This window comes from Variovorax atrisoli, from assembly GCF_014195185.1.
Lineage (GTDB): Bacteria > Pseudomonadota > Gammaproteobacteria > Burkholderiales > Burkholderiaceae_C > Variovorax > Variovorax atrisoli.
This window is the reverse complement of sequence record NZ_JACIBG010000001.1, coordinates 928,941-954,343: the sequence shown is the minus strand read 5'-3', so window position 1 is coordinate 954,343 and position 25,403 is coordinate 928,941. Positions and strand designations below refer to the sequence as shown.

Annotated in this window: 24 protein-coding genes; 18 read left to right on the top strand and 6 right to left on the bottom strand. The window is 66.3% G+C overall.

The window, feature by feature from the left end:
• Positions 1–22 precede the first annotated feature (22 nt).
• From bamA to FHY06_RS04490, 13 genes are all read left to right on the top strand, one after another.
• Complete coding sequence (bamA, locus tag FHY06_RS04550) at positions 23–2,455, top strand: outer membrane protein assembly factor BamA (RefSeq protein WP_019652430.1); 2,433 nt, start codon at positions 23–25, stop codon at positions 2,453–2,455.
• Complete coding sequence (locus FHY06_RS04545; protein ID WP_019652431.1) at positions 2,456–3,001, top strand: OmpH/Skp family outer membrane protein; 546 nt, start codon at positions 2,456–2,458, stop codon at positions 2,999–3,001.
• A 14-nt stretch (positions 3,002–3,015) separates the two neighbouring features.
• Positions 3,016–3,993: a UDP-3-O-(3-hydroxymyristoyl)glucosamine N-acyltransferase gene (lpxD, locus tag FHY06_RS04540; RefSeq protein ID WP_184603591.1), complete on the top strand. Its 978-nt coding sequence runs from the start codon at positions 3,016–3,018 to the stop codon at positions 3,991–3,993.
• Positions 3,994–4,016: 23 nt separating this feature from the next.
• On the top strand, positions 4,017–4,466 hold the full coding sequence (gene fabZ / locus FHY06_RS04535; RefSeq protein WP_038113972.1) for a 3-hydroxyacyl-ACP dehydratase FabZ: 450 nt from the start codon (positions 4,017–4,019) through the stop codon (positions 4,464–4,466).
• A gap of 34 nt (positions 4,467–4,500) precedes the next feature.
• Positions 4,501–5,289, top strand: a complete 789-nt coding sequence (lpxA, locus tag FHY06_RS04530) for an acyl-ACP--UDP-N-acetylglucosamine O-acyltransferase (RefSeq protein ID WP_019652434.1) — start codon at positions 4,501–4,503, stop codon at positions 5,287–5,289.
• A 10-nt stretch (positions 5,290–5,299) separates the two neighbouring features.
• Positions 5,300–6,448 carry a lipid-A-disaccharide synthase gene (gene lpxB / locus FHY06_RS04525; protein ID WP_184603589.1) on the top strand — a complete coding sequence of 383 codons (1,149 nt, stop codon included), beginning with the start codon at positions 5,300–5,302 and terminating at the stop codon, positions 6,446–6,448.
• Complete coding sequence (gene rnhB / locus FHY06_RS04520) at positions 6,420–7,145, top strand: ribonuclease HII (RefSeq protein WP_019653463.1); 726 nt, start codon at positions 6,420–6,422, stop codon at positions 7,143–7,145. Before lpxB ends, rnhB begins: the two co-directional genes overlap by 29 nt.
• A gap of 11 nt (positions 7,146–7,156) precedes the next feature.
• The gene (locus tag FHY06_RS04515; RefSeq protein WP_126181961.1) at positions 7,157–7,942 is read left to right on the top strand and encodes a TrmH family RNA methyltransferase; all 786 of its coding nucleotides are present in this window, start codon (positions 7,157–7,159) and stop codon (positions 7,940–7,942) included.
• A gap of 141 nt (positions 7,943–8,083) precedes the next feature.
• Positions 8,084–9,277: a glutamine-hydrolyzing carbamoyl-phosphate synthase small subunit gene (gene carA / locus FHY06_RS04510; protein WP_019652437.1), complete on the top strand. Its 1,194-nt coding sequence runs from the start codon at positions 8,084–8,086 to the stop codon at positions 9,275–9,277.
• Positions 9,270–12,518: a carbamoyl-phosphate synthase large subunit gene (gene carB, locus FHY06_RS04505; protein ID WP_019652438.1), complete on the top strand. Its 3,249-nt coding sequence runs from the start codon at positions 9,270–9,272 to the stop codon at positions 12,516–12,518. The genes carA and carB overlap by 8 nt, the downstream gene beginning before the upstream one ends.
• 14 nt (positions 12,519–12,532) lie before the next feature.
• Complete coding sequence (locus FHY06_RS04500) at positions 12,533–13,402, top strand: Kdo hydroxylase KdoO (protein ID WP_184603587.1); 870 nt, start codon at positions 12,533–12,535, stop codon at positions 13,400–13,402.
• A gap of 68 nt (positions 13,403–13,470) precedes the next feature.
• On the top strand, positions 13,471–13,947 hold the full coding sequence (greA, locus tag FHY06_RS04495; RefSeq protein ID WP_019652440.1) for a transcription elongation factor GreA: 477 nt from the start codon (positions 13,471–13,473) through the stop codon (positions 13,945–13,947).
• Between the two features lie 11 nt (positions 13,948–13,958).
• On the top strand, positions 13,959–14,384 hold the full coding sequence (locus FHY06_RS04490; RefSeq protein WP_184603585.1) for a DUF4149 domain-containing protein: 426 nt from the start codon (positions 13,959–13,961) through the stop codon (positions 14,382–14,384).
• A 62-nt stretch (positions 14,385–14,446) separates the two neighbouring features.
• On the opposite strand, the gene FHY06_RS04485 is transcribed toward FHY06_RS04490, so the two are convergent.
• Positions 14,447–15,205: a hypothetical protein gene (locus FHY06_RS04485; protein WP_019652442.1), complete on the bottom strand. Its 759-nt coding sequence runs from the start codon at positions 15,203–15,205 to the stop codon at positions 14,447–14,449.
• Between the two features lie 5 nt (positions 15,206–15,210).
• On the bottom strand, positions 15,211–15,690 hold the full coding sequence (locus FHY06_RS04480) for a YhbY family RNA-binding protein (RefSeq protein WP_184603583.1): 480 nt from the start codon (positions 15,688–15,690) through the stop codon (positions 15,211–15,213).
• A 33-nt stretch (positions 15,691–15,723) separates the two neighbouring features.
• Between FHY06_RS04480 and FHY06_RS04475 the strand changes: the two genes are divergently transcribed.
• The 5 genes from FHY06_RS04475 (at position 15,724) to FHY06_RS04455 (ending at position 21,250) form a co-directional block, all read left to right on the top strand.
• Positions 15,724–16,392, top strand: a complete 669-nt coding sequence (locus FHY06_RS04475) for an RlmE family RNA methyltransferase (RefSeq protein ID WP_126181958.1) — start codon at positions 15,724–15,726, stop codon at positions 16,390–16,392.
• A gap of 166 nt (positions 16,393–16,558) precedes the next feature.
• The gene (gene ftsH, locus FHY06_RS04470) at positions 16,559–18,478 is read left to right on the top strand and encodes an ATP-dependent zinc metalloprotease FtsH (protein ID WP_019652445.1); all 1,920 of its coding nucleotides are present in this window, start codon (positions 16,559–16,561) and stop codon (positions 18,476–18,478) included.
• A gap of 59 nt (positions 18,479–18,537) precedes the next feature.
• Entirely contained in the window at positions 18,538–19,422 is an 885-nt protein-coding gene (folP, locus tag FHY06_RS04465; RefSeq protein WP_184603582.1) for a dihydropteroate synthase, read from the top strand.
• Positions 19,419–20,756: a phosphoglucosamine mutase gene (gene glmM, locus FHY06_RS04460; RefSeq protein WP_184603580.1), complete on the top strand. Its 1,338-nt coding sequence runs from the start codon at positions 19,419–19,421 to the stop codon at positions 20,754–20,756. Before folP ends, glmM begins: the two co-directional genes overlap by 4 nt.
• Complete coding sequence (locus FHY06_RS04455) at positions 20,753–21,250, top strand: GNAT family N-acetyltransferase (protein WP_145758551.1); 498 nt, start codon at positions 20,753–20,755, stop codon at positions 21,248–21,250. The genes glmM and FHY06_RS04455 overlap by 4 nt, the downstream gene beginning before the upstream one ends.
• An 80-nt stretch (positions 21,251–21,330) precedes the next feature.
• On the opposite strand, the gene FHY06_RS04450 is transcribed toward FHY06_RS04455, so the two are convergent.
• The 4 genes from FHY06_RS04450 to FHY06_RS04435 all read right to left on the bottom strand — a co-directional run bounded on the left by FHY06_RS04450 (position 21,331) and on the right by FHY06_RS04435 (position 25,371).
• Positions 21,331–22,602, bottom strand: a complete 1,272-nt coding sequence (locus FHY06_RS04450; protein ID WP_019652449.1) for an acyl-CoA dehydrogenase family protein — start codon at positions 22,600–22,602, stop codon at positions 21,331–21,333.
• A gap of 28 nt (positions 22,603–22,630) precedes the next feature.
• On the bottom strand, positions 22,631–23,737 hold the full coding sequence (locus FHY06_RS04445; protein WP_184603577.1) for a phosphotransferase: 1,107 nt from the start codon (positions 23,735–23,737) through the stop codon (positions 22,631–22,633).
• 50 nt (positions 23,738–23,787) lie between these two features.
• A complete protein-coding gene (locus tag FHY06_RS04440) occupies positions 23,788–24,507 on the bottom strand; it encodes a Crp/Fnr family transcriptional regulator (protein WP_019652451.1) in 720 nt (239 codons plus the stop codon).
• Positions 24,508–24,588: 81 nt separating this feature from the next.
• Entirely contained in the window at positions 24,589–25,371 is a 783-nt protein-coding gene (locus FHY06_RS04435) for an oxepin-CoA hydrolase, alternative type (RefSeq protein ID WP_019652452.1), read from the bottom strand.
• Positions 25,372–25,403: the final 32 nt, after the last annotated feature.

The following is a 25,403-nucleotide window of genomic DNA, read 5'->3' as shown; positions in this document are numbered from 1 at the left end:
TCCGTGCCGGCTCAATTCACAGATGAACAAAAACTTCAGTCGCTTTCGCCTGCGTAGCGTTGTCGCGGTGGTTGCAAGTGCGCTTGCAGCTTCGGCCGCCTGGGCCGTCGAACCCTTCACGGTGCGCGACATCCGCGTCGAAGGTCTGCAACGCGTCGAGGCCGGTACGGTCTTCGCGTCGCTGCCGCTGCGCGTGGGCGATACCTACAGCGACGAGCGCGGTTCCGCCGCCATTCGCGCGCTGTTCGATCTGGGGTTGTTCAAGGACGTTCGCATCGACGTGAACGGCAACGTGCTGGTGGTCATCGTGGAAGAGCGCCCGACCATCGCCGATGTCGACTTCGTCGGCACCAAGGAGTTCGACAAGGCCGCGCTGCAGAAGGCACTGCGCGAAGTCGGCCTTGCCGATGGCCGGCCCTACGACAAGGCTCTGGCCGACCGCGCCGAGCAGGAGCTCAAGCGCCAGTACGTGAGCCGCAGCCTGTACAACGCGCAGGTCGTGACCACGGTCACGCCGATCGAGCGCAACCGCGTCAACCTGACCTTCACCGTGACCGAAGGCGAATCGGCCCGCATCCGCGAAGTGCGCGTGGTGGGCAACAAGGCCTTCAGCGAATCGACGCTGCTGAGCCTGTTCGACCAGGACAGCGGCGGCTTCATGAGCTGGTACACGAAGTCGAACCAGTATTCGCGCACCAAGCTCAACGCCGACCTCGAAACCCTGCGCTCGTACTACATCACGCGCGGCTATCTCGAGTTCCGCATCGACTCGACCCAGGTCGCGATCTCGCCGGACCGCAAGGACCTGACGGTGACCGTCAACATCACCGAAGGCGAGAAGTTCGTGGTGTCGAGCGTCAAGCTGGACGGCAACTACCTCGGCCGCGACGACGAGTTCAAGTCGCTGATCACCATCAAGCCGGGTGAGCCCTACAACGGCGAACAGGTCACCGAGACCACCAAGGCCTTCAACGACTACTTCGGCACCTTCGGCTACGCCTTCGCGCGCGTGCAGGCGCGTCCCGAGATCGACCGCGTCAACAACCGCGTGGCCCTCACGTTGCAGGCCGAGCCCTCGCGCCGCGTCTACGTTCGCCGCGTTTCCGTCGGCGGCAACAACAAGACCCGCGACGAGGTGATCCGCCGCGAATTCCGCCAGTACGAGGCCTCCTGGTACGACGGCGACAAGATCAAGCTGTCCCGCGATCGCGTGGACCGCCTGGGCTTCTTCACCGAAGTCAACGTCGACACCCAGGAAGTGCCCGGCTCGCCGGACCAGGTGGACCTGACCGTCAGCGTGGTCGAGAAGCCCACCGGCAGCCTGCAGCTCGGCGCCGGCTACTCCAGCGCCGAAAAGGTCGCGCTGACCTTCGGCATCTCGCAGGAGAACGTGTTCGGCTCGGGCAACTTCCTGGGCGTGCAGGTCAACACCAGCAAGTACAACCGTACGCTGTCGCTGACCGCAACCGATCCGTACTTCACGGCGGACGGCATCTCGCGCACGTTCAGCATCTATCACACGACGACGCGTCCGTACCAGACCTCCACCGACGGTGACTACAAGCTGGTGAACCAGGGCGCCTCCATCCGTTTCGGCGTGCCGTTCAGCGAAGTCGACACCGTCTTCTTCGGCATCGGTCTGGAGCGCTATGCGTTCGACCCGAACAGCTCGACTGCTTTCTCCGGCCTGTATACGCCGCCGTCGTACCTCAATTACTTCGGATGCCAGAAGGACGCCACGGGCCTGCTGGTGGTGAACTGCAGCCAGAAGAGCGTCTGGGGCGTCCCGCTGAGCGTCGGCTGGGGCCGCGACAGCCGCGACAGTGCCTTGATCCCGACCACCGGTCGCCTGCAACGTGCCAACCTCGAAGTCGGTGCCGCCGGCGACATGAAGTACGTCAAGACGAACTACCAGTACCAGCAGTTCTTCGCGATCAACAAGCAGTACACGTTCTCGATCAACGGCGAAGTCGGCTATGCCAAGGCCTTCGGCAACAAGGTCTACCCGATCTTCAAGAACTTCTACGCGGGTGGCCTGGGTTCGGTGCGCGGCTTCGAGCAGAACTCGCTCGGCCCGCGCGACGCCCCGCTGTTCCTCCAGAGCGAAGGTGCGGCCATCGGCGGTACGAAGAAGGCGATCTTCAACGCCGAGCTGAGCACTCCGTTCCCGGGTGCCGGCAACGACCGCACCCTGCGTCTGTATGGCTTCTTCGACATCGGCAACGTGTTCGGCACCCGGGCGCCCGGCGTGACCGACGAACAATGGAGTGCCGAGAAGAAGCTGCGGGCCTCGGTCGGCCTGGGTATCAGCTGGATTTCGCCGCTGGGTCCGCTGCGCCTCGCCTATGCCTTCCCGGTCAGGTCCCAGAAGGAAGTGGGACAACCCTTCACGGCGGGCTATATCCCCAAGGATAGAATCCAGCGCCTCCAATTCCAGATCGGAACGTCTTTCTAAATGAAGCATTTGATTCGCGCCGCGGCCGGCGCGTTGTTGATTCCCGTTTTTGCACTTGGCGCGGCTCCGGCCCAGGCGCAGGAAACCTTTCGCATCGGCTTCGTGAATCCGGACCGCGTGCTGCGTGAGGCGCAGCCGGCCAAGAACGCCCAGGCGAAACTCGAGGCGGAATTCCTCAAGCGCGAGAAGGACCTGACGGCGCAGGGCGATGCCCTGAAGGCCGCATCGGAAAAATTCGAGCGCGAGGCGCCGACCCTGGCCGAGTCGCAACGTGTCGCGCGCCAGCGCGCGCTGGTCGATCAGGACCGTGATTTCCAGCGCAAGCGCCGTGAGTTCCAGGAAGACCTCAACGCGCGCAAGAACGAGGAGCTCCAGCAGGTCTACGAGCGCGCCAACCGCGTGGTGAAGCAGGTGGCTGAAGCCGAGAAGTACGACGCCATCCTGCAGGAAGCGATCTACATCAATCCGAAGCACGACATCACCGACAAGGTGATCAAGGCGCTGAACGCGTCCGTCGCTTCTCCTGCGCCCGCGGCCGGCAAGTAACGCCGCGAACCGGCGTGTCACTGCAGCTCGGAGCCATTGTCGACGCCCTTGGGGGCGAGCTTCATGGCGATGCGGCGCTGTCCATCGAGCGGCTTGCGCCGCTCCAGAATGCGCAGCCCGATGCGCTCAGCTTCCTGAGCCATCCCAAATACCAGCAGGAGCTGGCGGCCTCCAAGGCCGCCTGCGTGATCGTGTCGCCCGCCATGCGGGAGGCGGCCGCGGCGCGCGGCGCCTACATCGTCACGCCTGATCCGTATCTCTACTTCGCCCGTCTCACGCAGCTCTGGAAGTCGCATAACGCGCGTCCGGAGGCCGACCGCATCCATCCCAGCGCGGTGATCCACCCTGAAGCGCAGGTCGACGCCACGGCGCGCATCGGCGCGCTGTGCGTGGTGGAGCGGGGCGCCCGCATCGGTGCGGGCACCGTGCTGAAGTCGCGCGTGACGGTCAGCGAGGACTGCGTCATCGGTGAACGATGCCTGCTGCATCCAGGCGTGGTGATCGGTGCCGACGGCTTCGGGCTCGCCCCGCACGAGGGGCGCTGGGTCAAGATCGAGCAGCTCGGCGCGGTGCGCATCGGTAACGACGTCGAGATCGGCGCCAACACCTGCATCGACCGCGGCGCGCTGGACGACACCGTCATCGAAGACGGCGTGAAGCTCGACAACCTGATCCAGATCGGCCACAACGTGCGGGTCGGCAGGAACACGGCCATGGCGGGTTGCGTCGGCGTGGCCGGTAGCGCGAACATCGGTGCCGGATGCACTTTTGGTGGCGGTGCCATCGTGCTGGGGCACCTGACCGTCGCCGACGGCGTGCACGTGTCGGCCGCGACCGTGGTCACCCGTTCCATCCACAAGGCCGGCCAATACACCGGCATGTTTCCCATCGATGACAATGCGAACTGGGAAAAGAATGCGGCAACGCTCAAGCAGTTGCACAGCCTGCGCGAACGACTGAAGGCGCTGGAGAAGGCTCCCTCGAAAAAATGACGACGATGCAGGAACAGAAAATCATGACGACGACGCTCGATATCCATCAAATCCTCAAGCTGCTGCCTCACCGCTACCCGTTCCTGCTGGTGGACCGCGTGCTGGACATGGAAAAGGGCAAGCGCATCACGGCGCTCAAGAACGTGACGATGAACGAGCCGTTCTTCAACGGCCACTTCCCGCACCGCCCTGTGATGCCGGGCGTGCTGATGCTCGAAGCGATGGCGCAGGCGGCGGCGCTGCTGTCGTTCCATTCGCTGGACATCGTGCCGGACGACAACACCGTCTACTACTTCGCCGCGATCGACGGTGCCCGCTTCAAGCGCCCCGTGGAGCCGGGCGACCAGCTGACCCTCGAAGTGGAGATCGAGCGCATGAAGGCGGGCATTTCCAAGTTCAAGGGCCGGGCCCTGGTGGGCAGCGAACTCGCCTGCGAGGCGTCGCTGATGTGCGCCATGCGCCAGATCAACTGATGGCCGGCCGCAGCCAGTCGCTCATCCACAAGGCATGACCCAGGTTCACTCGACGGCCATCGTCGACCCCCAGGCACAGCTCGACGCCTCGGTGTCGGTCGGGCCCTATGCCGTGATCGGTCCGCACGTGCGGATCGGCGCGGGCACCACCATCGGCGCGCACTGCGTGATCGAGGGGCGCACCACCATCGGGCGCGACAACAGGATCTTCCAGTTCTCGTCGCTCGGCGCCGTTCCGCAGGACAAGAAATACGCCGGCGAGCCGACCGAGCTCGTCATCGGCGACCGCAACGTGATCCGCGAGTTCTGCACCTTCAACCTCGGCGTGCCCGGGGCAGGTGGCGTGACGCGTGTCGGCAACGACAACTGGATCATGGCCTACACGCACATCGCCCACGACTGCCGTGTGGACGACCACACCACGCTGGCCAACAACACGACGCTGGCCGGGCACGTGCACCTGGCCGACTGGGTCACGGTCGGCGGGCTCACGGGCATCCACCAGTTCGTCTCCGTGGGCGCCCACGCCATGCTGGGCTTCGCGAGCGCGGTCACGCAGGACGTGCCGCCTTTCATGCTGGTCGATGGCAATCCGCTGGCGGTGCGCGGCTTCAACATCGTCGGCCTGCGCCGGCGCGATTTCTCCGCCGAGCGGATCGCGGCGGTGAAGCAGATGCACCGCCTGCTGTACCGCCAGGGCAAGACGCTCGACGAGGCGCGGGCAGGCATCGCCGCACTCGCGACCGAAATGCCCGAGGCGGCCGGTGACGTCGCGCTGATGGAATCCTTCCTCGCCAATTCGACGCGCGGCATCGCGCGCTGAAGTGACGGCCATGCAGAACGACGGACAGCGACGCTTCGCGCTGGTCGCGGGCGAAGCGTCCGGTGACCTGCTCGCCGGCCTCCTGCTCGACGGCCTGCTGGCGCGCTGGCCTGATCTCCAGACCGCCGGTATCGGCGGCCCACGCATGCTGGCCCACGGCTTCCAGAGCTGGTGGCCGCAGGAGAAGCTCGCGGTGCGCGGCTACATCGAGGTGCTGCGGCACTACGCCGAGATCGCCGGCATCCGCCGGCAGCTCAAGGCGCGGCTGCTGCAGGAGCGGCCTCAGCTCTTCATCGGCGTCGACGCGCCCGATTTCAACCTCGATCTCGAGGCCGGCCTGCGCAGCCAGGGCATGAAGACGGTGCACTTCGTCTGCCCGTCGATCTGGGCGTGGCGACCCGAGCGCATCGAGAAGATCCGCGCCGCAGCCGACCACGTGCTGTGCATCTTCCCCTTCGAGCCCGAACTGTTGGCGGAGAAGGGGGTCGCCGCGAGCTATGTCGGCCATCCCGTCGCCAACGTCATTCCGATGGTGCCCGACCGCGCCGGCGCGCGTGCGGCGATCGGCCTGGCGCCCGATGCGCCGGTCGTGGCCCTGCTGCCGGGCAGCCGCCGTTCGGAGATCCGCTACCTGGCCGCCCGCTTCTTCGCCGCTGCGGCGCTGATGCAGAAGGAGCGACCGGCGCTGCAGTTCGTGGCTCCGATCATCCCGGGCCTGCGTGCCGAAGTCGAAACCCTGCTGCAGGCCAGCGGCATGGCCGGCCGCGTCAAGCTGCTCGACGGCCAGTCGCATGCCGTGCTGGCCGCCTGCGACGCCACGCTGATCGCCAGCGGTACCGCCACGCTAGAGGCGGCGCTGTTCAAGCGGCCGATGGTCATCGCCTACAACATGAACGCGCTCTCGTGGCGCCTGATGCAGCGCAAGCAGCTGCAGCCCTGGGTGGGATTGCCCAACATCCTGTGCCGGGACTTCGTGGTGCCCGAGTTGCTGCAGGAAGCCGCCACGCCCGAGGCACTTGCCCGCGCCACCCTCGACTGGCTCGATGCGCCGGAAAAGACCCGGGCACTGCAACAAAGATTTTCAGAGCTGCATGTGCAATTGCAGCGCGATACGCCCACACTTTGCGCCGATGCGATCCAGAAAGTTCTTGAAGGCTGAGCAGGCCCCGCTGGCGTGGGACGCGCCCGGCCTGATCGCCGGTGTCGACGAGGCGGGCCGAGGCCCTCTCGCCGGGCCTGTGGTAGCGGCCGCCGTGATCCTCGACGACCTGCGGCCTATCCGCGGTCTCGCGGATTCCAAGACGCTCACGGCCCTGCAGCGCGAACGCCTGCACGACCAGATCCTGGCCAAGGCGCTGTGCTGCTCCATCGCGCAGGCCACCGTCGAGGAGATCGACACACACAACATCCTGCAGGCGACCATGCTGGCGATGCGCCGGGCCGTCGAAGGGCTGCGGCTCAGGCCGGCGAAGGTGCTGGTCGACGGCAACCGCCTGCCCACGCTCGACGTGCTGGCCGAGGCCATCGTCAAGGGCGATGCGCGGGTCAAGGCGATCTCGGCCGCGTCGATCCTCGCGAAGGTGCACCGCGACCGGCTTTGCGAGCAACTGCACGTCGAGTTCCCGCACTACGGCTTCGCCGGCCACAAGGGCTACGGCACGCCCGAACACCTGGAGGCGCTGCAGCGCCATGGCGCCTGCGTGCACCACCGCAAGTCTTTCAGCCCGGTGGCGGCGGCGCTGGCACGTACCGGTGGAACCTTGAAGGTGGCGCTGCCCGTCGAAACCGACGGCCAGCCGCCGATGGGCCTCGGCGCCATCGAAGTGTCGCGGCCCGAGCTTCGCGCAGCCCCCTGAGCCTTGCCCCGATGACTTCCGACACCGGCGCCAGCCACATCAGCTCGCGCGACAACCCGCTCCTCAAAGACCTGCGCAAGCTCGCGCAGGACCCGGGCGCCTATCGCAAGCTGGGACGGATCTGGCTCGAAGGCGATCATCTTTGCCGGGCTGCGCTGGCGCGGGGCGTCAAGCCCGCCGTGGCGGTGTTCTCGGAGTCGTTCTGGCCCAAGGCGCCGGCCGAGTGGTCGGCTGGTGCTATCAAAACCGTAGTGGTTGCCGACAACCTCCTGCGCGACATCAGCGGCCTGGAATCGCCGGCGCCGATGGGCTTCGTGCTCGATGTGCCGTCTCGGCCCGAGCTGCTTGCAGATGCGCCCAGCGTCGTGCTCGACCGCCTCCAGGACGCCGGCAACGCCGGCTCCATCCTGCGCAGCGCCGCGGCGTTCGGCTTCACCCAGGTGATCGCGCTCAAGGGCACGGCGGCGCTGTGGGCGCCCAAGGTGCTGCGTGCCGGCATGGGGGCGCATTTCGGCCTGCGGCTGATCGAAGGCGTGGACGCCGACGCGCTCGATGGCCTGAAGGTGCCGCTGGTCGCCACCAGCTCCCACCGCGGCGACTGGCTGCACAGGGCCGAATTGCCCCATCCCTGTGCCTGGTTGATGGGGCACGAAGGGCAGGGCGTCTCGGCGGCGCTGGAGGCACGGGCTTCGCACCACATCCGGATCGCCCAGCCAGGCGGTGAGGAGTCGCTGAACGTCGCCGCCGCGGCCGCGATCTGCCTCCATGCGAGCGGAGCAGCCCTGCTGGCCAAATAACACACCCAGTCCGGGCTACAATCGGGGGCTTACTCGCAAATCAGCGTCGCCCGGCCGCCTACAACGCCATCTTCCCCTTAAGCAGCAGTCCCCAGGCACGCGCCTGAGGCTCCGGGCGACCGTAACCATCCGGAGAACCCAGTGCTTTTGTCTCTCAAGGGAAGTTTCCCGCCCGCCATCCTGGCGCTCGCAGACGGCACGGTCTTTCTCGGCAACTCGATCGGAGCCACCGGCTCCACGACCGGTGAAGTGGTGTTCAACACCGCCATGACCGGCTACCAGGAAATCCTCACCGACCCGAGCTACTGCCAGCAGATCGTGACGCTCACGTATCCGCACATCGGCAACTACGGCGTCAACGGCGAGGACATCGAAGCCGACAAGATCCATGCCGCGGGCCTGATCATCAAGGACCTGCCCCTCGTCGCCTCCAACTTCCGCAAGACCGCCACGCTGACCGAGTATCTCGTGTCCGGCAACACCGTGGCCATCGCGAACATCGACACCCGCAAGCTCACCCGCCACCTGCGAACCAACGGCGCGCAGAACGGCTGCATCCTGGGCCTGGCCGCGGGCGAGACCGTGACGCAGGCGCTGATCGACAAGGCCATCGCCTCCGCCAAGGCCGCGCCGAGCATGGCGGGCCTCGACCTGGCGAAGGTGGTGTCGGTCAAGCAGACCTACGAGTGGACCGAGACCGAGTGGAAGCTGGGCGCGGGCTATGGCGTGCAGATCACGCCGCGCTTCCACGTCGTGGCTTTCGACTACGGCGTCAAGAAGAACATTCTGCGCATGATCGCCCAGCGCGGCGCGCGCATCACCGTGGTGCCGGCGCAGACGCCCGCGGCCGACGTGCTCAAGCTCAAGCCGGACGGCATCTTCCTGGCCAACGGCCCCGGCGACCCGGAGCCCTGCGACTACGCCATCAGCGCCGTCAAGGAACTGATCGAGACCGGCATCCCGACCTTCGGCATCTGCCTGGGCCACCAGATCATGGCGCTGGCCTCCGGCGCCAAGACCTTCAAGATGAAGTTCGGCCACCACGGGGCGAACCACCCGGTGAAGGACCTCGACAACGGCCGCGTGAGCATCACCAGCCAGAACCACGGTTTCGCGGTCGACGAGAAGTCGCTGCCGGCCAACCTGCGTCCCACCCACATCAGCCTGTTCGACAACACGCTGCAGGGCCTGGCACGCACCGACAAGCCCGCCTTCTGCTTCCAGGGCCACCCCGAAGCCTCGCCGGGCCCGCACGACATCGGCTACCTGTTCGATCGCTTTACGGCACTCATGGAAAAGAACAAGACGGAAAAGACGGAGAAAGAGAATGCCTAAGCGCACAGACCTCAAATCGATCCTCATCATCGGCGCCGGCCCGATCATCATCGGCCAGGCCTGCGAGTTCGACTACTCCGGCGTGCAGGCCTGCAAGGCGCTGCGCGAAGAAGGCTACAAGGTCATCCTGATCAACAGCAACCCCGCGACGATCATGACCGACCCGGCCACGGCCGACGTCACCTACATCGAGCCCATCACCTGGCAGACGGTCGAGAAGATCATCGCCAAGGAGCGTCCCGACGCGATCCTGCCGACCATGGGCGGCCAGACCGCGCTGAATTGCGCGCTCGACCTGTGGCGCAACGGCGTGCTCGACAAGTACACGGGCGCATCCACCAACAAGCCCGTCGAGCTGATCGGCGCCACGCCCGAAGCCATCGACAAGGCGGAAGACCGCCTGAAGTTCAAGGACGCGATGACCAAGATCGGACTGGGCTCGGCCCGCTCCGGCATCGCGCACTCCATGGACGAGGCCTGGGCGGTGCAGAAGCACGTTGGCTTCCCGACGGTGATCCGCCCCAGCTTCACGCTCGGCGGCACCGGCGGCGGCATCGCCTACAACCCGGAAGAGTTCGAGACCATCTGCAAGCGCGGCATCGAAGCCTCGCCGACCAACGAGCTGCTGATCGAAGAGTCGCTGCTCGGCTGGAAGGAGTACGAGATGGAGGTCGTGCGCGACAAGGCCGACAACTGCATCATCGTCTGCTCCATCGAGAACCTCGACCCGATGGGCGTGCACACCGGCGACTCGATCACCGTGGCACCCGCGCAGACGCTGTCAGACAAGGAATACCAGATCCTGCGCAACGCCTCCCTGGCCGTGCTGCGCGAGATCGGCGTGGACACCGGCGGCTCTAACGTGCAGTTCTCGATCAATCCGAAGGACGGCCGCATGGTCGTCATCGAGATGAACCCGCGCGTGTCGCGTTCGTCGGCGCTGGCCTCCAAGGCCACCGGCTTCCCGATCGCCAAGGTCGCGGCCAAGCTGGCCGTGGGCTACACGCTCGACGAGCTGCGCAACGAGATCACCGGCGGCGCCACGCCGGCGTCGTTCGAGCCCTCGATCGACTACGTCGTCACCAAGATCCCGCGCTTCGCCTTCGAGAAGTTCCCGCAGGCCGATTCGCGCCTCACCACGCAGATGAAGTCTGTGGGCGAGGTGATGGCCATGGGTCGCACCTTCCAGGAGTCGTTCCAGAAGGCGCTGCGCGGCCTCGAAGTCGGCGTCGACGGCATGAACGAGAAGACGCAGGACCGCGAAGTGCTCGAGAAGGAGCTGGGCGAGCCCGGCCCCGAGCGCATCTGGTACGTGGGCGATGCCTTCGCCCAGGGCATGAGCGTCGAGGAAGTGTTCGCGCTCACGAAGATCGACCCGTGGTTCCTGGTGCAGATCGAGGAGATCGTGAAGATCGAGCTCGAGCTGGAAACCAAGTCGCTCGACGACATCGACGCCGCCACGCTGCGCCTGCTGAAGCAGAAGGGCTTCTCCGACCGCCGCCTGGCCAAGCAACTGCGCACGACCGACACCGCCATCCGCGAAAAGCGCCGCGCCCTGGGCGTGCGCCCGGTCTACAAACGCGTGGACACCTGCGCGGCCGAGTTCGCCACCAACACGGCCTACATGTACTCGACCTACGAGGACGAGTGCGAGGCCGATCCGAGCGACAAGAAGAAGATCATGGTGCTCGGCGGCGGTCCCAACCGCATCGGCCAGGGCATCGAGTTCGACTACTGCTGCGTGCACGCCGCGCTTGCCATGCGCGAGGACGGCTACGAGACCATCATGGTCAACTGCAACCCCGAGACCGTGTCGACCGACTACGACACGTCCGACCGCCTGTACTTCGAGCCGCTGACGCTGGAAGACGTGCTCGAGATCGTCGACCGCGAAAAGCCCCTGGGCGTGATCGTGCAGTACGGCGGCCAGACGCCGCTGAAGCTCGCGCTCGACCTCGAGGCCAACGGCGTGCCGATCATCGGCACTTCGCCCGACATGATCGACGCCGCGGAAGACCGCGAGCGCTTCCAGAAGCTGCTGCACGAGCTCAAGCTGCTGCAGCCGCCGAACGCCACCGCGCGCACCGAAGCCGAGGCGCTCGAGAAGGCCTCCGAACTGGGCTACCCGCTGGTGGTGCGTCCGAGCTACGTGCTGGGCGGCCGTGCGATGGAAATCGTGCACGAGCAGCGCGACCTCGAGCGCTACATGCGCGAGGCCGTCAAGGTCAGCAACGACTCGCCGGTGCTGCTCGACCGCTTCCTGAACGACGCGGTCGAATGCGACGTCGACTGCCTGCGCGACGCCGAGGGCCAGACGCTCATCGGCGGCGTGATGGAACACATCGAGCAGGCCGGCGTGCACTCGGGCGACTCCGCCTGCTCGCTGCCTCCGTACAGCCTGAGCGCCGAGACGGTGGCCGAGCTCAAGCGCCAGAGCGCCGCCATGGCGGCCGCGCTGAACGTGGTCGGCCTGATGAACGTGCAGTTCGCCATCCAGCAGAAGGACGGCAAGGACGTCATCTACGTGCTCGAAGTGAACCCGCGCGCATCGCGCACCGTGCCCTACGTGAGCAAGGCCACCGGCATCCAGCTCGCCAAGGTGGCGGCACGCTGCATGGCCGGCCAGTCCCTGAAGTCGCAGGGCATCGAGAAGGAAGTGACGCCGCCGTACTTCAGCGTGAAGGAAGCCGTGTTCCCGTTCGTCAAGTTCCCGGGCGTGGACACCATCCTTGGCCCCGAGATGAAGTCGACCGGCGAAGTGATGGGCGTGGGCAAGACCTTCGGCGAAGCCTTCGTGAAGTCGCAGCTGGGCGCGGGCACGCACCTGCCGAAGTCGGGCAAGGTCTTCATTTCGGTGAAGAACAACGACAAGGCACGTGCCGTCGAAGTGGCGCGCGGCCTGGCCAAGCTGGGCTTCGAGCTGATCGCGACCAAGGGCACGGCCGCTGCCATCAATGCCGCGGGCATCGAGTGCGCGACGGTGAACAAGGTGACCGAAGGCCGTCCGCACATCGTGGACATGATCAAGAACAACGAGATTGCCTTGGTCATCAACACGGTGGAGGAGCGCCGCAACGCCATCACCGACTCGCGCCAGATCCGTACCTCGGCGCTGCAGGCTCGCGTGACCACCTTCACCACGATCTTCGGCGCCGAAGCCGCGGTGGAAGGCATGGGCTTCATGGACGAGCTCGGCGTGATCTCGGTGCAGGAAATGCACGCGCAACTGGCTGCGGCCTGAGCGTCATCGCGACCATGGAAACGCAGCTCGTCGAACTCGGCCTGACCGACTGGAACGCGGCCACGCCCAACGAGGCGTGGATCGCGGAGCTGGAGGTGGGCAAGGTGCTGTACTTCCCGCGCCTGGGCTTCGAGCTGCTGCCCGAAGAGCGCAGCCTGCTCACGCCCAGCCTGCTGTCGCCCGACGTGCGCAATATCAGCCTCGACGCCAACGGCAAGCTCAAGGGCGCCGTGGGTGACGAGACGGTGCAGCGCAAGGCGGCAGCGATGGTGGGGCGATTCAGGGCGCAGGCCACGCAGCTCATCCACGGGCTGCTGCCGCACTACGCGCCGGCCCTGCGGCTCGCGCCGACCAGCTACAGGCCGGCGCAGGTCGAGACGCGCGTGCAGTCGTGGCGTGCCGACGACCGTCGCTTGCATGTCGATGCATTCCCGTCGCGGCCGAATTACGGCGAGCGCATCCTGCGCGTCTTCACCAACGTGAACCCCGACGGCGCACCGCGGGTGTGGCGTGTGGGCGAGCCTTTCGAAGACATCGCGAAGCGTTTCCTGCCGCGCGCCAAGCCTTACTCGCGCCTGCAGGCGAAGCTGCTGCAGGCGTTGCACGTCACCAAGTCGTTCCGCAGCGAATACGACCACCTGATGCTGCAGCTGCACGACGGCATGAAGTCGGACATGGCCTACCAGGAAAACTCGCCGCAGGAAACTGCGAAGTTTCCGCCGGGTTCGGTGTGGGTCTGCTTCTCGGACCAGACTTCGCACGCCGTGATGGCCGGCCAGTTCATGCTGGAGCAGACCCTCCACCTGGATGCTTCCAAGCAATACAATCCGGCTTCGAGCCCGCTCGCCATCCTGAGCCGGCTGACAGGACGGACGCTCGTCTGAGCGCAGTCCCCCATCGACCGCCGAACGGCAGCGTTCGGCGGTTTCGCTTTATGGAGAGAAAACTAGACATGGCGACCATCCCCATCACCAAGCGCGGCGCGGAGAAGCTGCGCGAAGAACTGCGCCGGCTCAAGTCGGTGGACCGTCCTGCTGTCATCAATGCGATCGCCGAAGCGCGCGCGCAGGGTGACATCAGCGAGAACGCCGAATATGAATCCGCCAAGGATCGCCAGGGCTTCATCGAAGGCCGCATCCTGGAGATCGAGGGCAAGCTTTCCGCATCGCAGGTGATCGATCCCAGCGAGCTCGACGCCGGCGGCAAGGTGGTTTTCGGCTCCACCGTCGAACTCGAGGAAGAAGACAGCGGCGATGCCGTCAAGTACCAAATCGTGGGCGAGGACGAGGCCGACCTGAAGCAGGGCCTGATCAACGTCTCCAGCCCGATCGCCCGCGCGCTGATCGGCAAGGAAGAGGGCGACACTGCTGAAGTGCAGACGCCCGGCGGCCTCAAGCGCTACGAGATCGTGGCGGTCAGTTACGTCTGATCGCGGCGCGCATGAAGGACCTGAAGGATCGTATTGCGCTGATTCTGGCCGCCTTCTGGTGGGGCAGCCTGACGACGATCGGCTTTCTGGTCGTGCCCATGCTCTTCGCGAAGCTGGGCAACCCGTCGGTGGCGGGTAATTTCGCAGCGCAGCTGTTCGAGGCGCAGAGCTGGATTGCCATCGCCTGCGGGGTGATCCTGCTGATCCATTTCCGCTCCAAGGCCGACGAACGGATGAGCGGACCGGCGATGACGACCATCTTCTTCATCCTGGGTGCGCTGCTGCTGGCGCTGTTGCAGCAGTACGCGGTGGCGCCGCGCATCGTGGCCCGCGAGAACCTCAAGCTGTGGCACGCCATGGGCACCGGGATGTACTTCTTGCAGTGGCTGTGCGCCGGCGTGGTGCTGTGGCGCATCGGGGCCCGCACGGCAGGCTGAAGCGACGGCGGAGCAAGAAAAAAGGCGGCCCGGGCCGCCTTTTGCTTTTTGCCTGTCGCTTCCTACTCTTTCCAGTATTCCGCGACCCAGCGAGCCGGCTTGATGAAGCGGAATGCCCGGTTGCGGCGGCCCGCCAGCGCGTCCGGCGGGTTGCATTCGCCGTGGAACACCATGATGCGGGCGCCTTCGGGCACGAAGGGCTCTTCCCAGTAGTTGGTCGGCCAGGTCGGGATGCCGTGGTACTTGAAGCTCGGGCACCAGCCGTCGGGCCAGTAGGCCAGCTTGCCCTGCTTGTGGAGCACGTCCGACAGGTAGGTCTGCTCGTTGCGGTATTCGGCCTGGACCTTGTCCATGTTGGCCCGGAAATACGCCAGCACATCGGCATGGGCGCCGAGCTCGAAGCGATAAACCGAGGAGTTGCCCGTGATCCGGCCGCGCCGCCAGGGACGGTCGTAGTCGTGGATGATCAGGAACTCGCCCGGCTGCTCGAAGAAGGCGTCCAGGCTGCCCACGACGACCACGTCGAGGTCGAGGAAGAGTGCGGGGCCGCGCAGGCCGTGCAGGTCCTTCTCGAAGGTGGTGAGCTTCTTCCAGGCGCCATCGCGCTGGCCGGGGGCCAGGTGCAGGTTCAGCGGCGGAATCGGCAGGCAGGTCACCTCGGGACGCACGCCGTTGCCATCGTCGGTCAGGCAGACGAACTTGAAGTCGCCGCTCAGGTGGCGGCGGACCATCGCGTACAGCCGGTTGACGTACTCGGGGCCGTACTTCGTGCCCCACTTCATGCAGAGGATGTGGCGCTGAGCGCCTTCGGCGGCTGCCACCAGGCTTAATCCGCCTGGTTGCGCTTCTTGGCCGACAGCGGCCGCTTCGCCTTGGCGCGCTTGATGGCGCCACCCGGGGTGAGGCGCTGGTTGCCCAGAACGCGCAGGGTCTTGATTTCAGGGCGCTGGCCGCCGCGCTTGCTGTACTTGACGATCTTCACGTCGCGCGGGCCGGGCATGCGGTCTTCGTCGACCACGCGTTCCTTCTCGGGCTTCGGGCGCCACAGCACGAGCAGCTTGCCGATGTGCTGGATCGGGGCGGCATCGAGTTCGTCGGCCAGTTCGCGCAGCATGGCGTCGCGGGCCAGGCGGTCGTCGGAGAAGACGCGGATCTTGATCAGGCCATGGGCCTTGAGCGCCGCGTCGGCTTCCTTCTTCACGGCAGGGGTGAGCCCGTCTCCACCGACCATGACGATCGGATCCAGGTGGTGAGCTTCGGCGCGATGCACCTTGCGCTCGGCAGGGGTAAGTTGAATGGCGGGCATCCCCGTATTATCGACCCGTACACGAAGACCCCCATGAGCACCAAAGCCAAAAGCAAGAAAGTCAACAAGGCGTGGCTGCACGACCATATCAACGACCCCTATGTGAAGCTCGCCACGAAGGAGGGCTACCGGGCTCGCGCCGCCTACAAGCTCAAGGAGATCGACGAGTCGCTCGGCCTGATCAAGCCTGGCCAGCTGGTGGTGGACCTCGGCTCCGCGCCGGGCGCCTGGAGCCAGTACCTGCGCCGGCGCATGTCGCCGGGCGGGGCTGCCGCAGGTGAACTGAACGGCACCATCATCTCGCTCGACCTGCTGCCGATGGAGCCCATCGAGGGCGTGACCTTCCTGCAGGGCGATTTCCGGGAGGACGACCTGCTGCAACAGTTGCTCGGCGTGCTCGCCGGACGCAAGGCCGATCTTGTGGTGTCGGACATGGCGCCCAACCTGTCGGGTATCCATTCGGCCGACGCGGCCCGCGTTTCGCACCTGATCGAGCTGGCCATCGACTTCGCCCAGAACCACCTGAAGCCCGAGGGGGCGCTGGTGGCCAAGGTTTTCCATGGCAGCGGCTACGACGAGCTGGTAAAGCTCTTCAAGGCCAATTTCCGTGTCGTGAAACCTTTCAAGCCCAAGGCGTCGCGGGACAAATCGGCCGAGACCTTCCTGGTCGGGGTGGGGCTGAAGGCAGCGGATACGCCTTGATACCGGCCCCAGCAACATCCTTTGCGGCGCAAACCCATGTCAGGCTATGGCTGCATTAGGGAAATGCCAGCTTTTCGTAGCTTGAAAAGCCTAAAATGGGGCGCAATTGCGTACCCACAGCGCGTTTTTTCATTCACCTGTCACGCGCTTTAGCCTGGAGCTTCGTTTGAACAATCAGTGGTTTTCCAAAGTTGCCGTATGGCTCGTCATTGCCATGGTGTTGTTCACTGTCTTCAAGCAGTTCGACACCCGCGGTGGCGTCGGCTCGGGGACAGTCAGCTACTCCGAGTTTCTGGATCAGGTCCGCAACAACCAGATCAAGAGCGCCGTCATTCCTGAAGGCGCAGCAGGCGGCGAGATCGTCGCCGTCACGAACGACGACCGCAAGATCCGCACGACCGCAACCGTGCTCGACCGCGGTCTCGTGGGCGACCTGATCGACCACAACGTCAAGTTCGACGTCAAGCCGCGCGAAGAAAGCTCCCTGCTCATGACCCTGCTGGTCAGCTGGGGCCCGATGCTGCTGCTGATCGGCGTCTGGATCTACTTCATGCGACAGATGCAGGGCGGCGGCAAGGGCGGGGCGTTCAGCTTCGGCAAGAGCAAGGCCCGCATGATGGACGAGAACAACAACACGGTCACCTTCGCCGACGTCGCGGGCTGCGACGAGGCCAAGGAAGAAGTCCGTGAAGTCGTCGACTTCCTGAAGGACCCGCAGCGCTTCCAGAAGCTCGGTGGCCGCATCCCGCGCGGCCTGCTGCTGGTCGGCCCTCCGGGCACCGGCAAGACGCTGCTGGCCAAGTCGATCGCCGGCGAGGCCAAGGTGCCTTTCTTCTCGATCTCGGGTTCCGACTTCGTCGAGATGTTCGTCGGCGTGGGTGCTGCCCGTGTCCGCGACATGTTCGAGAACGCCAAGAAGAACGCTCCCTGCATCATCTTCATCGACGAAATCGATGCGGTGGGCCGCCAGCGCGGCGCCGGCCTCGGCGGCGGCAACGATGAACGCGAGCAGACGCTCAACCAGATGCTGGTCGAGATGGACGGCTTCGAAACCAACCTCGGCGTGATCGTGGTGGCTGCCACCAACCGCCCCGACATCCTGGACGCCGCTCTGCTGCGCCCGGGGCGCTTCGACCGCCAGGTCTACGTCACGCTGCCCGACATCCGCGGCCGCGAGCAGATCCTCGGCGTGCACATGCGCAAGGTCCCGCTGGGCCAGGACGTGAACCCGAGCGTGATCGCCCGCGGCACGCCCGGCATGTCCGGCGCCGATCTGGCCAACCTCTGCAACGAAGCCGCCCTGATGGCCGCCCGCCGCAATGCGCGCGTGGTCGAGATGCAGGACTTCGAGAAGGCCAAGGACAAGATCTTCATGGGCCCCGAGCGCAAGAGCATGGTCATGCCCGAGGAAGAGCGCCGCAACACGGCCTACCACGAGTCCGGCCATGCCCTCATCGGCAAGCTGCTGCCCAAGTGCGACCCGGTCCACAAGGTCACGATCATTCCGCGCGGCCGCGCCCTCGGTGTGACCATGAGCCTGCCGTCGCAGGACCGCTACAGCTACGACCGCGAGTACATGCTGAATCAGATCAGCATGCTGTTCGGCGGCCGCATCGCCGAGGAAGTGTTCATGCACCAGATGACCACCGGCGCGAGCAACGACTTCGAGCGTGCCACCAACCTGGCGCGCGACATGGTCATGAAGTACGGCATGAGCGATGCGCTCGGCCCGATGGTCTACGCCGAGAACGAAGGCGAAGTGTTCCTGGGCCGCTCGGTCACCAAGACCACAAACATGAGCGAGCAGACCATGGAGAAGGTCGACTCGGAAGTCCGCCGCATCATCGACGAGCAGTACGCCCTGGCGCGCCGCCTGATCGAGGAGAACAGCGACAAGATGCACGCCATGGCCAAGGCGCTGCTCGAATGGGAAACCATCGACACCGAGCAGCTCGACGACATCATGGCCGGCCGCGCGCCCCGTCCACCCAAGGACTGGACGCCCCGCATCCCGCCTTCGGGCAGCGGTGGCGGCAGCGGCGGCACGCCGGCCGTGACGACCGATCCGGCTCCCAACGCAGCGTGAGCGCGAGCTTGGCGTCAGACAACAACGGGGCCTCTGGCCCCGTTTTCGATGGCGGACAGATGAGCGCCGGCGGCGCCTTCTGGCAGACCTCCCGCTTCCGCATCGACCTCGCGCAGCCGCGCGTCATGGGCATCGTCAACGTCACGCCCGATTCCTTTTCCGACGGCGGCACCCATGCCTCTACCGAGGCGGCCCTCCGGCACTGCGAGCAGCTGCTGAAGGAAGGCGCCGACATCCTCGACATCGGCGGCGAGTCGACTCGCCCCGGCAGCCCCGCGGTGCCGCTCGATGCCGAACTGGCGCGCGTGGTGCCGGTGGTGCGCGAGGCTGTCAGGCTGAACGTACCGATCTCCATCGACACCTACAAGCCCGAAGTCATGCGCGCGGTGCTCGACCTGGGCGCGGACATCGTCAACGACATCTGGGCGCTGCGTCAGCCGGGCGCGCGCGAGGCGGTCGCCGCGCATCCCTCGTGTGGCATCTGCCTGATGCACATGCATCGCGATCCGCAGACCATGCAGGCGTTGCCCATGGCGGGCGATGTGGTTCCCGAAGTGCTGTCATTCCTTTCGGCCCAGGTGCAACTCCTGCGCGCGATGGGAGTCGATTCCTTGCGCATCACGCTCGACCCTGGTGTTGGCTTCGGCAAGACGGTGGCACAGAACTTCGCCTTGCTCGCGCGGCAGCGCGAGTTGCTCGCCGGTGGCTATCCGCTGCTGCTGGGCTGGTCGCGCAAGTCGTCGATCGGTGCGGTCACCGGCATCGAGGTGGCGGGAGAGCGAATCGTGCCCAGCGTCGCCGCGGCGGTGCTGGCGGTGGACAGGGGAGCGGCCGTGGTGCGTGTACACGACGTGCGCGACACCGTCGCGGCACTCGCGGTATGGCGCGCCATGAAGGCGCAAGAGTCACAACAACAAACACAAGGACAGGTATCCAAACGATGACCCGCAAATATTTCGGCACCGACGGCATCCGTGGCACCGTAGGCAAGGCGCCCATCACTCCCGACTTCGTCCTGCGCCTCGCGCACGCCGTGGGCCGCGTGCTCAAGAAGACGCAGTCGCGCCCCACGGTGCTCATCGGCAAGGACACGCGCATCTCGGGCTACATGCTCGAATCCGCGCTCGAGTCCGGCTTCAACTCTGCCGGTGTCGACGTGGTGCTGCTGGGGCCGCTGCCGACGCCCGGCGTCGCTTATCTCACCCGCGCGCAGCGTGCGAGCCTCGGCGTGGTGATCAGTGCCAGCCACAACGCGTATCCGGACAACGGCATCAAGTTCTTCAGCGCGCAGGGCACCAAGCTCGACGACGCCTGGGAGCTGGCCGTCGAGGCCGCGCTGGAAGAAGACCCGGTATGGGTCGATTCGGCCAACCTCGGCAAGGCGCGCCGCCTGAACGACGCGCCGGGGCGCTACATCGAGTTCTGCAAGAGCACCTTCGCCAACGACCTGAGCCTGCGCGAGATGAAGCTGGTGGTCGATGCGGCCCACGGCGCGGCCTACCAGGTGGCACCCAACGTGTTCCACGAACTGGGCGCTGAAGTGACCAGCATCGGCGTCGCCCCCGACGGACTGAACATCAACAAGGGCTTCGGCGCCACGCATCCCGAGGCGCTGATCGCAGCGGTGACGGCGCAGAAGGCCGACTACGGCATCGCACTCGACGGCGACGCCGACCGCCTGCAGCTGGTCGACGCGAGCGGGCGCCTCTTCAACGGCGACGAGCTGCTCTACCTCATGGTGTCCGAGCGCATCGCGCGCGGCGACAAGCCGGTGGGCGTGGTCGGCACGCTCATGTCCAACAAGGCTGTCGAGATGGCCCTGCGCAAGCAGGGCATCGAGTTCGTGCGCGCCAAGGTCGGCGACCGCTACGTGCTCGAAGAGCTCGACAAGCGCGGCTGGCTGCTGGGTGGCGAGGGCTCCGGCCACCTGCTGGCGCTCGACCGCCACACCACCGGCGACGGCATCGTGAGCGCGCTGCAGGTGCTGCAGGCCTGCGTGCGCAGCGGCAAGACGGTGGCGCAGCTGCTCGAAGGCGTCACCCTGTTCCCGCAGACGCTCATCAACGTGCGCATCTCGCCCGACCAAGACTGGAAGGCCAACAAGGCGCTGGCCAGCGAAACCGAGCGCATCGAAGTCGAGCTCGGCGATTCCGGCCGCGTGCTGATCCGCGCGAGCGGCACCGAGCCGCTGGTGCGCGTGATGGTCGAGGCACGCGATGCGAAGCAGGCCGAGTCCTGCGCCAAGCGCCTCGCGGCGACGCTGGATCCCGCGCGATGACGGCGGCGGCGACGCCGATCGAGGTGTTCATTGCCGACTATCGCAATACCGCCCACGCGGCCGCGCTGGTCGACCTTCTCGATGCCTATGCCAGCGACCCGGCCGGGGGCGGCAAGCCGCTCGAGGCTGCCGTGCGCCAGAGGCTGCCGGCTGAACTGGCTGCGCGGCCCCAGGCGTTCAGCGTGCTGGCGTATGAAGGCGGCCAGCCCGTGGGCCTTGTCAACTGCATCGAGGGCTTCTCGACTTTCGCCGCCAGGCCGCTCGTGAATGTCCACGACGTGGTGGTGCTGCCCAGCCATCGTGGGAAGCGCGTTGCGCAGCAGATGTTTGCGCTGGTGGAAGAGGAAGCCCGCAGGCGCGGTGCCTGCAAGCTGACGCTGGAGGTGCTGTCGGGCAACGCGCCGGCGTTGCGCGCCTATGAGCGCGAAGGCTTCGCGGGCTACCAGCTCGACCCGGCTTTCGGCACCGCTGTCTTCCTGCAGAAGAAGCTCTGAAAAAGAAAAGGGCCGGGGCGAATCGATCGCCGTCGGCCCTCACCCCAGCGCTCTCCCAGGGGGAGAGCGCGCAAGTCAGATCAGAAGCGCGTCACCGGCATTTCGGCGTCGGCCTTGCCCGGTGCGTACTTGCCCAGCTCCCACTTGGCGATCGCATTGCGGTGCACTTCGTCCGGACCGTCCGCGAAGCGCAGCGTGCGTGCGCCGGCATAGGCCGATGCCAGCGGGAAGTCGTCGCACATGCCGCCGCCGCCGTGGACCTGCATGGCCCAGTCGATCACCTGGCAGGCCATCGAGGGAGCCACCACCTTGATCATCGCGATCTCGTTCTTCGCGACCTTGTTGCCGGCCACGTCCATCAGCCATGCGGCCTTCAGAGTGAGCAGGCGGGCCATGTCGATCTTGCAGCGGGCTTCGGCGATGCGCTCCTGCGTCACCGTCTGCGAAGCCACGGTCTTGCCGAAGGCCACGCGCGACGAGGCGCGCTTGCACATCAGCTCCAGCGCGCGCTCGGCCAGGCCGATCAGGCGCATGCAGTGGTGGATGCGTCCGGGGCCGAGGCGGCCCTGGGCGATCTCGAAGCCGCGGCCTTCGCCCAGCAGCATGTTGCTCGCGGGCACGCGCACGTTCTCGAAGTACATCTCGACGTGGCCGTGCGGTGCGTCGTCGTAGCCCATCACGTTCAGCGGGCGCACGATGCGGATGCCCTTGGCGTCGGCCGGCACCACGATCATGCTCTGCTGCGAATGGCGCGGCGCCTCGGGGTCGCTCTTGCCCATGGTGATGAAGACCGCGCAGCGCGGATCGGCCGCGCCGGAGATCCACCACTTGTGGCCGTTGATGACGTACTCGTCGCCCTGGCGCTCGATGCGCGTGGAGATGTTGGTGGCGTCGCTCGAGGCCACTTCCGGTTCGGTCATCGCGAAGGCCGAGCGGATCTGGCCTTCGAGCAGCGGCTTGAGCCAGCGGGCCTTGATCTCTTCCGAGCCGTAGCGCGCGATGGTCTCCATGTTGCCGGTGTCGGGCGCCGAGCAGTTGAAGGCCTCCGAAGCCCATGGCACCCGGCCCATGATCTCGGCCAGCGGGGCGTATTCCTGGTTGGTCAGGCCGGCGCCGTCATAGCCGGAGGCTGCTGCGCTGTCGACCGGCAGGAACAGGTTCCACAGGCCCTGGGCCTTGGCCTTCTCCTTGAGCTTCTCGACCGTCTTGAGCGCCGTCCAGCGCTTGCCGGCGGCGGTGTTCGCGGCAAGTTCGGCGGCGTACTCGGCTTCGGCCGGATAGATGTGGTCGTCCATGAATGCCTGCACGCGCTTCTGCAGGTCCTTGGTCTTGGCCGAGTATTCGAAGTCCATCTTGTCTCTCCTGGTGGGGTGGGGCGGCTTATGCCTTCTGGGCAAACTGCCAGGCCATGTCGGCCATGGGGCGGGCGCCGCGGGCGGATGCCACGGCTTGCTCGCTCGACGCGGTGCCGGCCTCGACCCGCTTGGCAATGCCTTGCAGGATCGCGGCCATGCGGAACAGGTTGTAGGCCTGGTAGAAGTTCCAGTCGGGCGCGAGCGCCTCGGGCGTGCTGATGCGGGTGCGCTCGCAGTAGCGGCGGATGTATTCGCTCTCGGTGGGGATGCCCAGCGAGGCGACGTCGACACCGCCGATGCCGCGTCCGGTGGTCGGCGGCATGTGCCACGACATGCAGTGGTAGCTGAAGTCGGCCAGCGGATGGCCCAGCGTCGACAGCTCCCAGTCGAGCACCGCGATGATGCGCGGCTCGGTGGCATGGAACATCACGTTGTCGAGGCGGTAGTCGCCATGGACGATCGACACCTTGCTCTCGTCGCGCGCGCTTGCGGGCATGTGGGCCGGCAGCCAGTCGATCAGCCGCTCCATGGCCTCGATGGGCTGCGAGAGCTCGCCCGCGCCGTCGGCCGATGCCTTGTACTGCTTGCTCCAGCGGCCGATCTGGCGCTCGAAGTAGTTGCCGGGCTTGCCGTAGTCGGCCAGGCCGCGGGCGGCGAAGTCGACGGTGTGCAGCGCCGCGATCACGCGGTTCATCTCGTCGTAATGGGCGGCGCGCTCGGCATTGCTCATGCCGGGCAGCGACTGATCCCACAGCACGCGGCCCTGCATGAACTCCATGACGTAGAAGGCACGGCCGATGACGCTCTCGTCCTCGCACAGGCAGTACATGCGCGGCACGGGCACGTCGGTGCCGGCCAGGCCGCTCATCACCTTGTACTCGCGCTCCACCGCGTGGGCCGAGGGCAGCAGCTTCGCGACCGGGCCCGGCTTGGCGCGCATCACGTAGCTCTGCGTGGGCGTGACCAGCTTGTAGGTCGGGTTCGACTGGCCGCCCTTGAACATCTCGACCGTCAGCGGGCCCTTGAAGCCGTCGAGGTTCTTCCCGAGCCAGGCCGCGAGCGTGTCGACGTCGAAGGCGTGTTGTTGCGAGACGGCACGGGTGCCGATGAAGGAGGAGAAGTCCTGGCTCATGTCGGTGTGTTTGTCTGCCTGTGATTGTTGTTCTGGTGGTCGTTGCCGCCCTAGCTCTCAGCTTCCGAGACGCGCATCAGCGCCGCCCGGTCGAGCACCACGAGGCCGCCCGGCTCGATGCGGATGGTGCCCTCGCGCTCCATGGTCTTGAGCTCCTGGTTGACCCGCTGGCGCGATGCGCCCAGCAGCTGCGCCAGTTCTTCCTGTGCCAGCTGCAGGCCGATGCGCATCTGGCTGCCGTCTTCCAGGTTGGGCACGCCGTAGCTGCGCACCAGGTGGATGAGCTGCTTGGCCAGCCGCGCGCGCAGGGGCAGGGTGTTGAGGTCTTCCACCAGCCCGAAGAGTGTGCGGATGCGCCGCGCCTGCAGCCGCATCAGCGCCTCGTACAGCTCCACGTGCGAGGCCAGGATCTTCTGGAAGTCGGCGCGCGCCACGCACAGGATGGTGGTGTCGCCATGCGAGTAGGTGTCGTGCGTGCGCCGGTCCCCGTCGAACATCGCCACGTCGCCGAACCAGATGCCCGGCTCCACGTAGGTCAGCGTCACCTGCTTGCCCGAGACGGCCGTCGAACTCACGCGCACCGCGCCCTTGGCACAGGCGATCCAGTGTTCGGGCGGATCGCCGCGGGCAGCGATCAGGTCGCCGTCCTTGTAGCGTTTGACGAAGGCGCATCGGAGGATGTCGTGCCGCAGCGATGGAGAAAGGGAAGAAAACCAGCGACCACTGTTGATCGCTTCACGTTCTTCGATGGTAAGAATGGGGTCGTCCATTGGTCTGTCCTCTCGGCGACTGGAAAGCTGGTGGGTGTCACGGGAGCGACGCCGTCGGGCGCCGGCTCGTCACATGGGTACTTACTCGTATTGCGGCGGCTTCTTCTCGAGGAACGCGGCGATGCCGATGCCCGCGTTCGCGTGATGCAGGTTGCGCACGAAGTGATCTCGCTCCTGCGCGAGCTGCGAGGCCAGCGTGGCGCCCCGGGCCTCGCTCAGCAGCTCCTTGATGCTGGCCAGCGAATTCGGCGCACGCGCGTTGAGCCGGCCCGCCAGCGCCAGTGCGCCCGCAAGGGCCTGGCCGCTTTCGGTGAGCTCGTTGACAAGGCCCAGCGCATGCAGGCGCGAAGCCGCGATGCGCTCGCCGTTCATCAGCCATTCGCTCGCAAGCTGGCGCGGCAGCTGCCGGCCGAGGTGCCAGCTCAGGCCGCCGTCGGGCGACAGCGCCACGTTGCTGTACGAGGCCGCGAACACCGCATCGCGCGCCGACACCACGAAGTCGCAGGCCAGCGCGAGCGAGAAGCCCGCGCCCGCCGCAGCGCCTTCGACGGCAGCGATGACCGGCTTGGGAAAGGTGCGGATCGAATCGATCCAGTTGTGCAGGCCCTCGATGCTCTCGGCCTGCACCGAGCGGTCGAGCTGCCGGTTGGCCAGCAGCCGCTGCAGCGAGCCGCCGGCGCAGAACCATGAGCCTTCGCCCACGATGACCACGCTGCGGATTTCCGCGCTGTTCTCGGCGCCGTTGAGCGCTTCGATGCCCGCCGCGTAGATGTCGGGGCCCAGCGCGTTGCGCTGGGTGGGGTTGGAGATCGTCAGCACCATGGTGCTGCCCTCGCTCGTGCTCTTGAGTTCTGCGGTGCTCATGGATCGTTTCCGTGCTCGTCTGTTATTTCGCG

Coding starts and splice junctions, on each gene's coding strand:
- carB (WP_019652438.1), top strand. CDS start 9,270: ATGCCTAAGCGCACAGACCTCAAATCGATCCTCATCATCGGCGCCGGC.
- rnhB (WP_019653463.1), top strand. CDS start 6,420: ATGCGATCCAGAAAGTTCTTGAAGGCTGAGCAGGCCCCGCTGGCGTGG.
- fabZ (WP_038113972.1), top strand. CDS start 4,017: ATGACGACGACGCTCGATATCCATCAAATCCTCAAGCTGCTGCCTCAC.
- FHY06_RS04435 (WP_019652452.1), bottom strand. CDS start 25,371: ATGAGCACCGCAGAACTCAAGAGCACGAGCGAGGGCAGCACCATGGTG.
- FHY06_RS04440 (WP_019652451.1), bottom strand. CDS start 24,507: ATGGACGACCCCATTCTTACCATCGAAGAACGTGAAGCGATCAACAGT.
- FHY06_RS04455 (WP_145758551.1), top strand. CDS start 20,753: ATGACGGCGGCGGCGACGCCGATCGAGGTGTTCATTGCCGACTATCGC.
- FHY06_RS04500 (WP_184603587.1), top strand. CDS start 12,533: ATGGAAACGCAGCTCGTCGAACTCGGCCTGACCGACTGGAACGCGGCC.
- greA (WP_019652440.1), top strand. CDS start 13,471: ATGGCGACCATCCCCATCACCAAGCGCGGCGCGGAGAAGCTGCGCGAA.
- folP (WP_184603582.1), top strand. CDS start 18,538: ATGAGCGCCGGCGGCGCCTTCTGGCAGACCTCCCGCTTCCGCATCGAC.
- FHY06_RS04490 (WP_184603585.1), top strand. CDS start 13,959: ATGAAGGACCTGAAGGATCGTATTGCGCTGATTCTGGCCGCCTTCTGG.
- FHY06_RS04450 (WP_019652449.1), bottom strand. CDS start 22,602: ATGGACTTCGAATACTCGGCCAAGACCAAGGACCTGCAGAAGCGCGTG.
- lpxB (WP_184603589.1), top strand. CDS start 5,300: ATGCAGAACGACGGACAGCGACGCTTCGCGCTGGTCGCGGGCGAAGCG.
- FHY06_RS04475 (WP_126181958.1), top strand. CDS start 15,724: ATGAGCACCAAAGCCAAAAGCAAGAAAGTCAACAAGGCGTGGCTGCAC.
- glmM (WP_184603580.1), top strand. CDS start 19,419: ATGACCCGCAAATATTTCGGCACCGACGGCATCCGTGGCACCGTAGGC.
- FHY06_RS04445 (WP_184603577.1), bottom strand. CDS start 23,737: ATGAGCCAGGACTTCTCCTCCTTCATCGGCACCCGTGCCGTCTCGCAA.
- FHY06_RS04480 (WP_184603583.1), bottom strand. CDS start 15,690: ATGCCCGCCATTCAACTTACCCCTGCCGAGCGCAAGGTGCATCGCGCC.
- FHY06_RS04545 (WP_019652431.1), top strand. CDS start 2,456: ATGAAGCATTTGATTCGCGCCGCGGCCGGCGCGTTGTTGATTCCCGTT.
- bamA (WP_019652430.1), top strand. CDS start 23: ATGAACAAAAACTTCAGTCGCTTTCGCCTGCGTAGCGTTGTCGCGGTG.
- FHY06_RS04515 (WP_126181961.1), top strand. CDS start 7,157: ATGACTTCCGACACCGGCGCCAGCCACATCAGCTCGCGCGACAACCCG.
- lpxA (WP_019652434.1), top strand. CDS start 4,501: ATGACCCAGGTTCACTCGACGGCCATCGTCGACCCCCAGGCACAGCTC.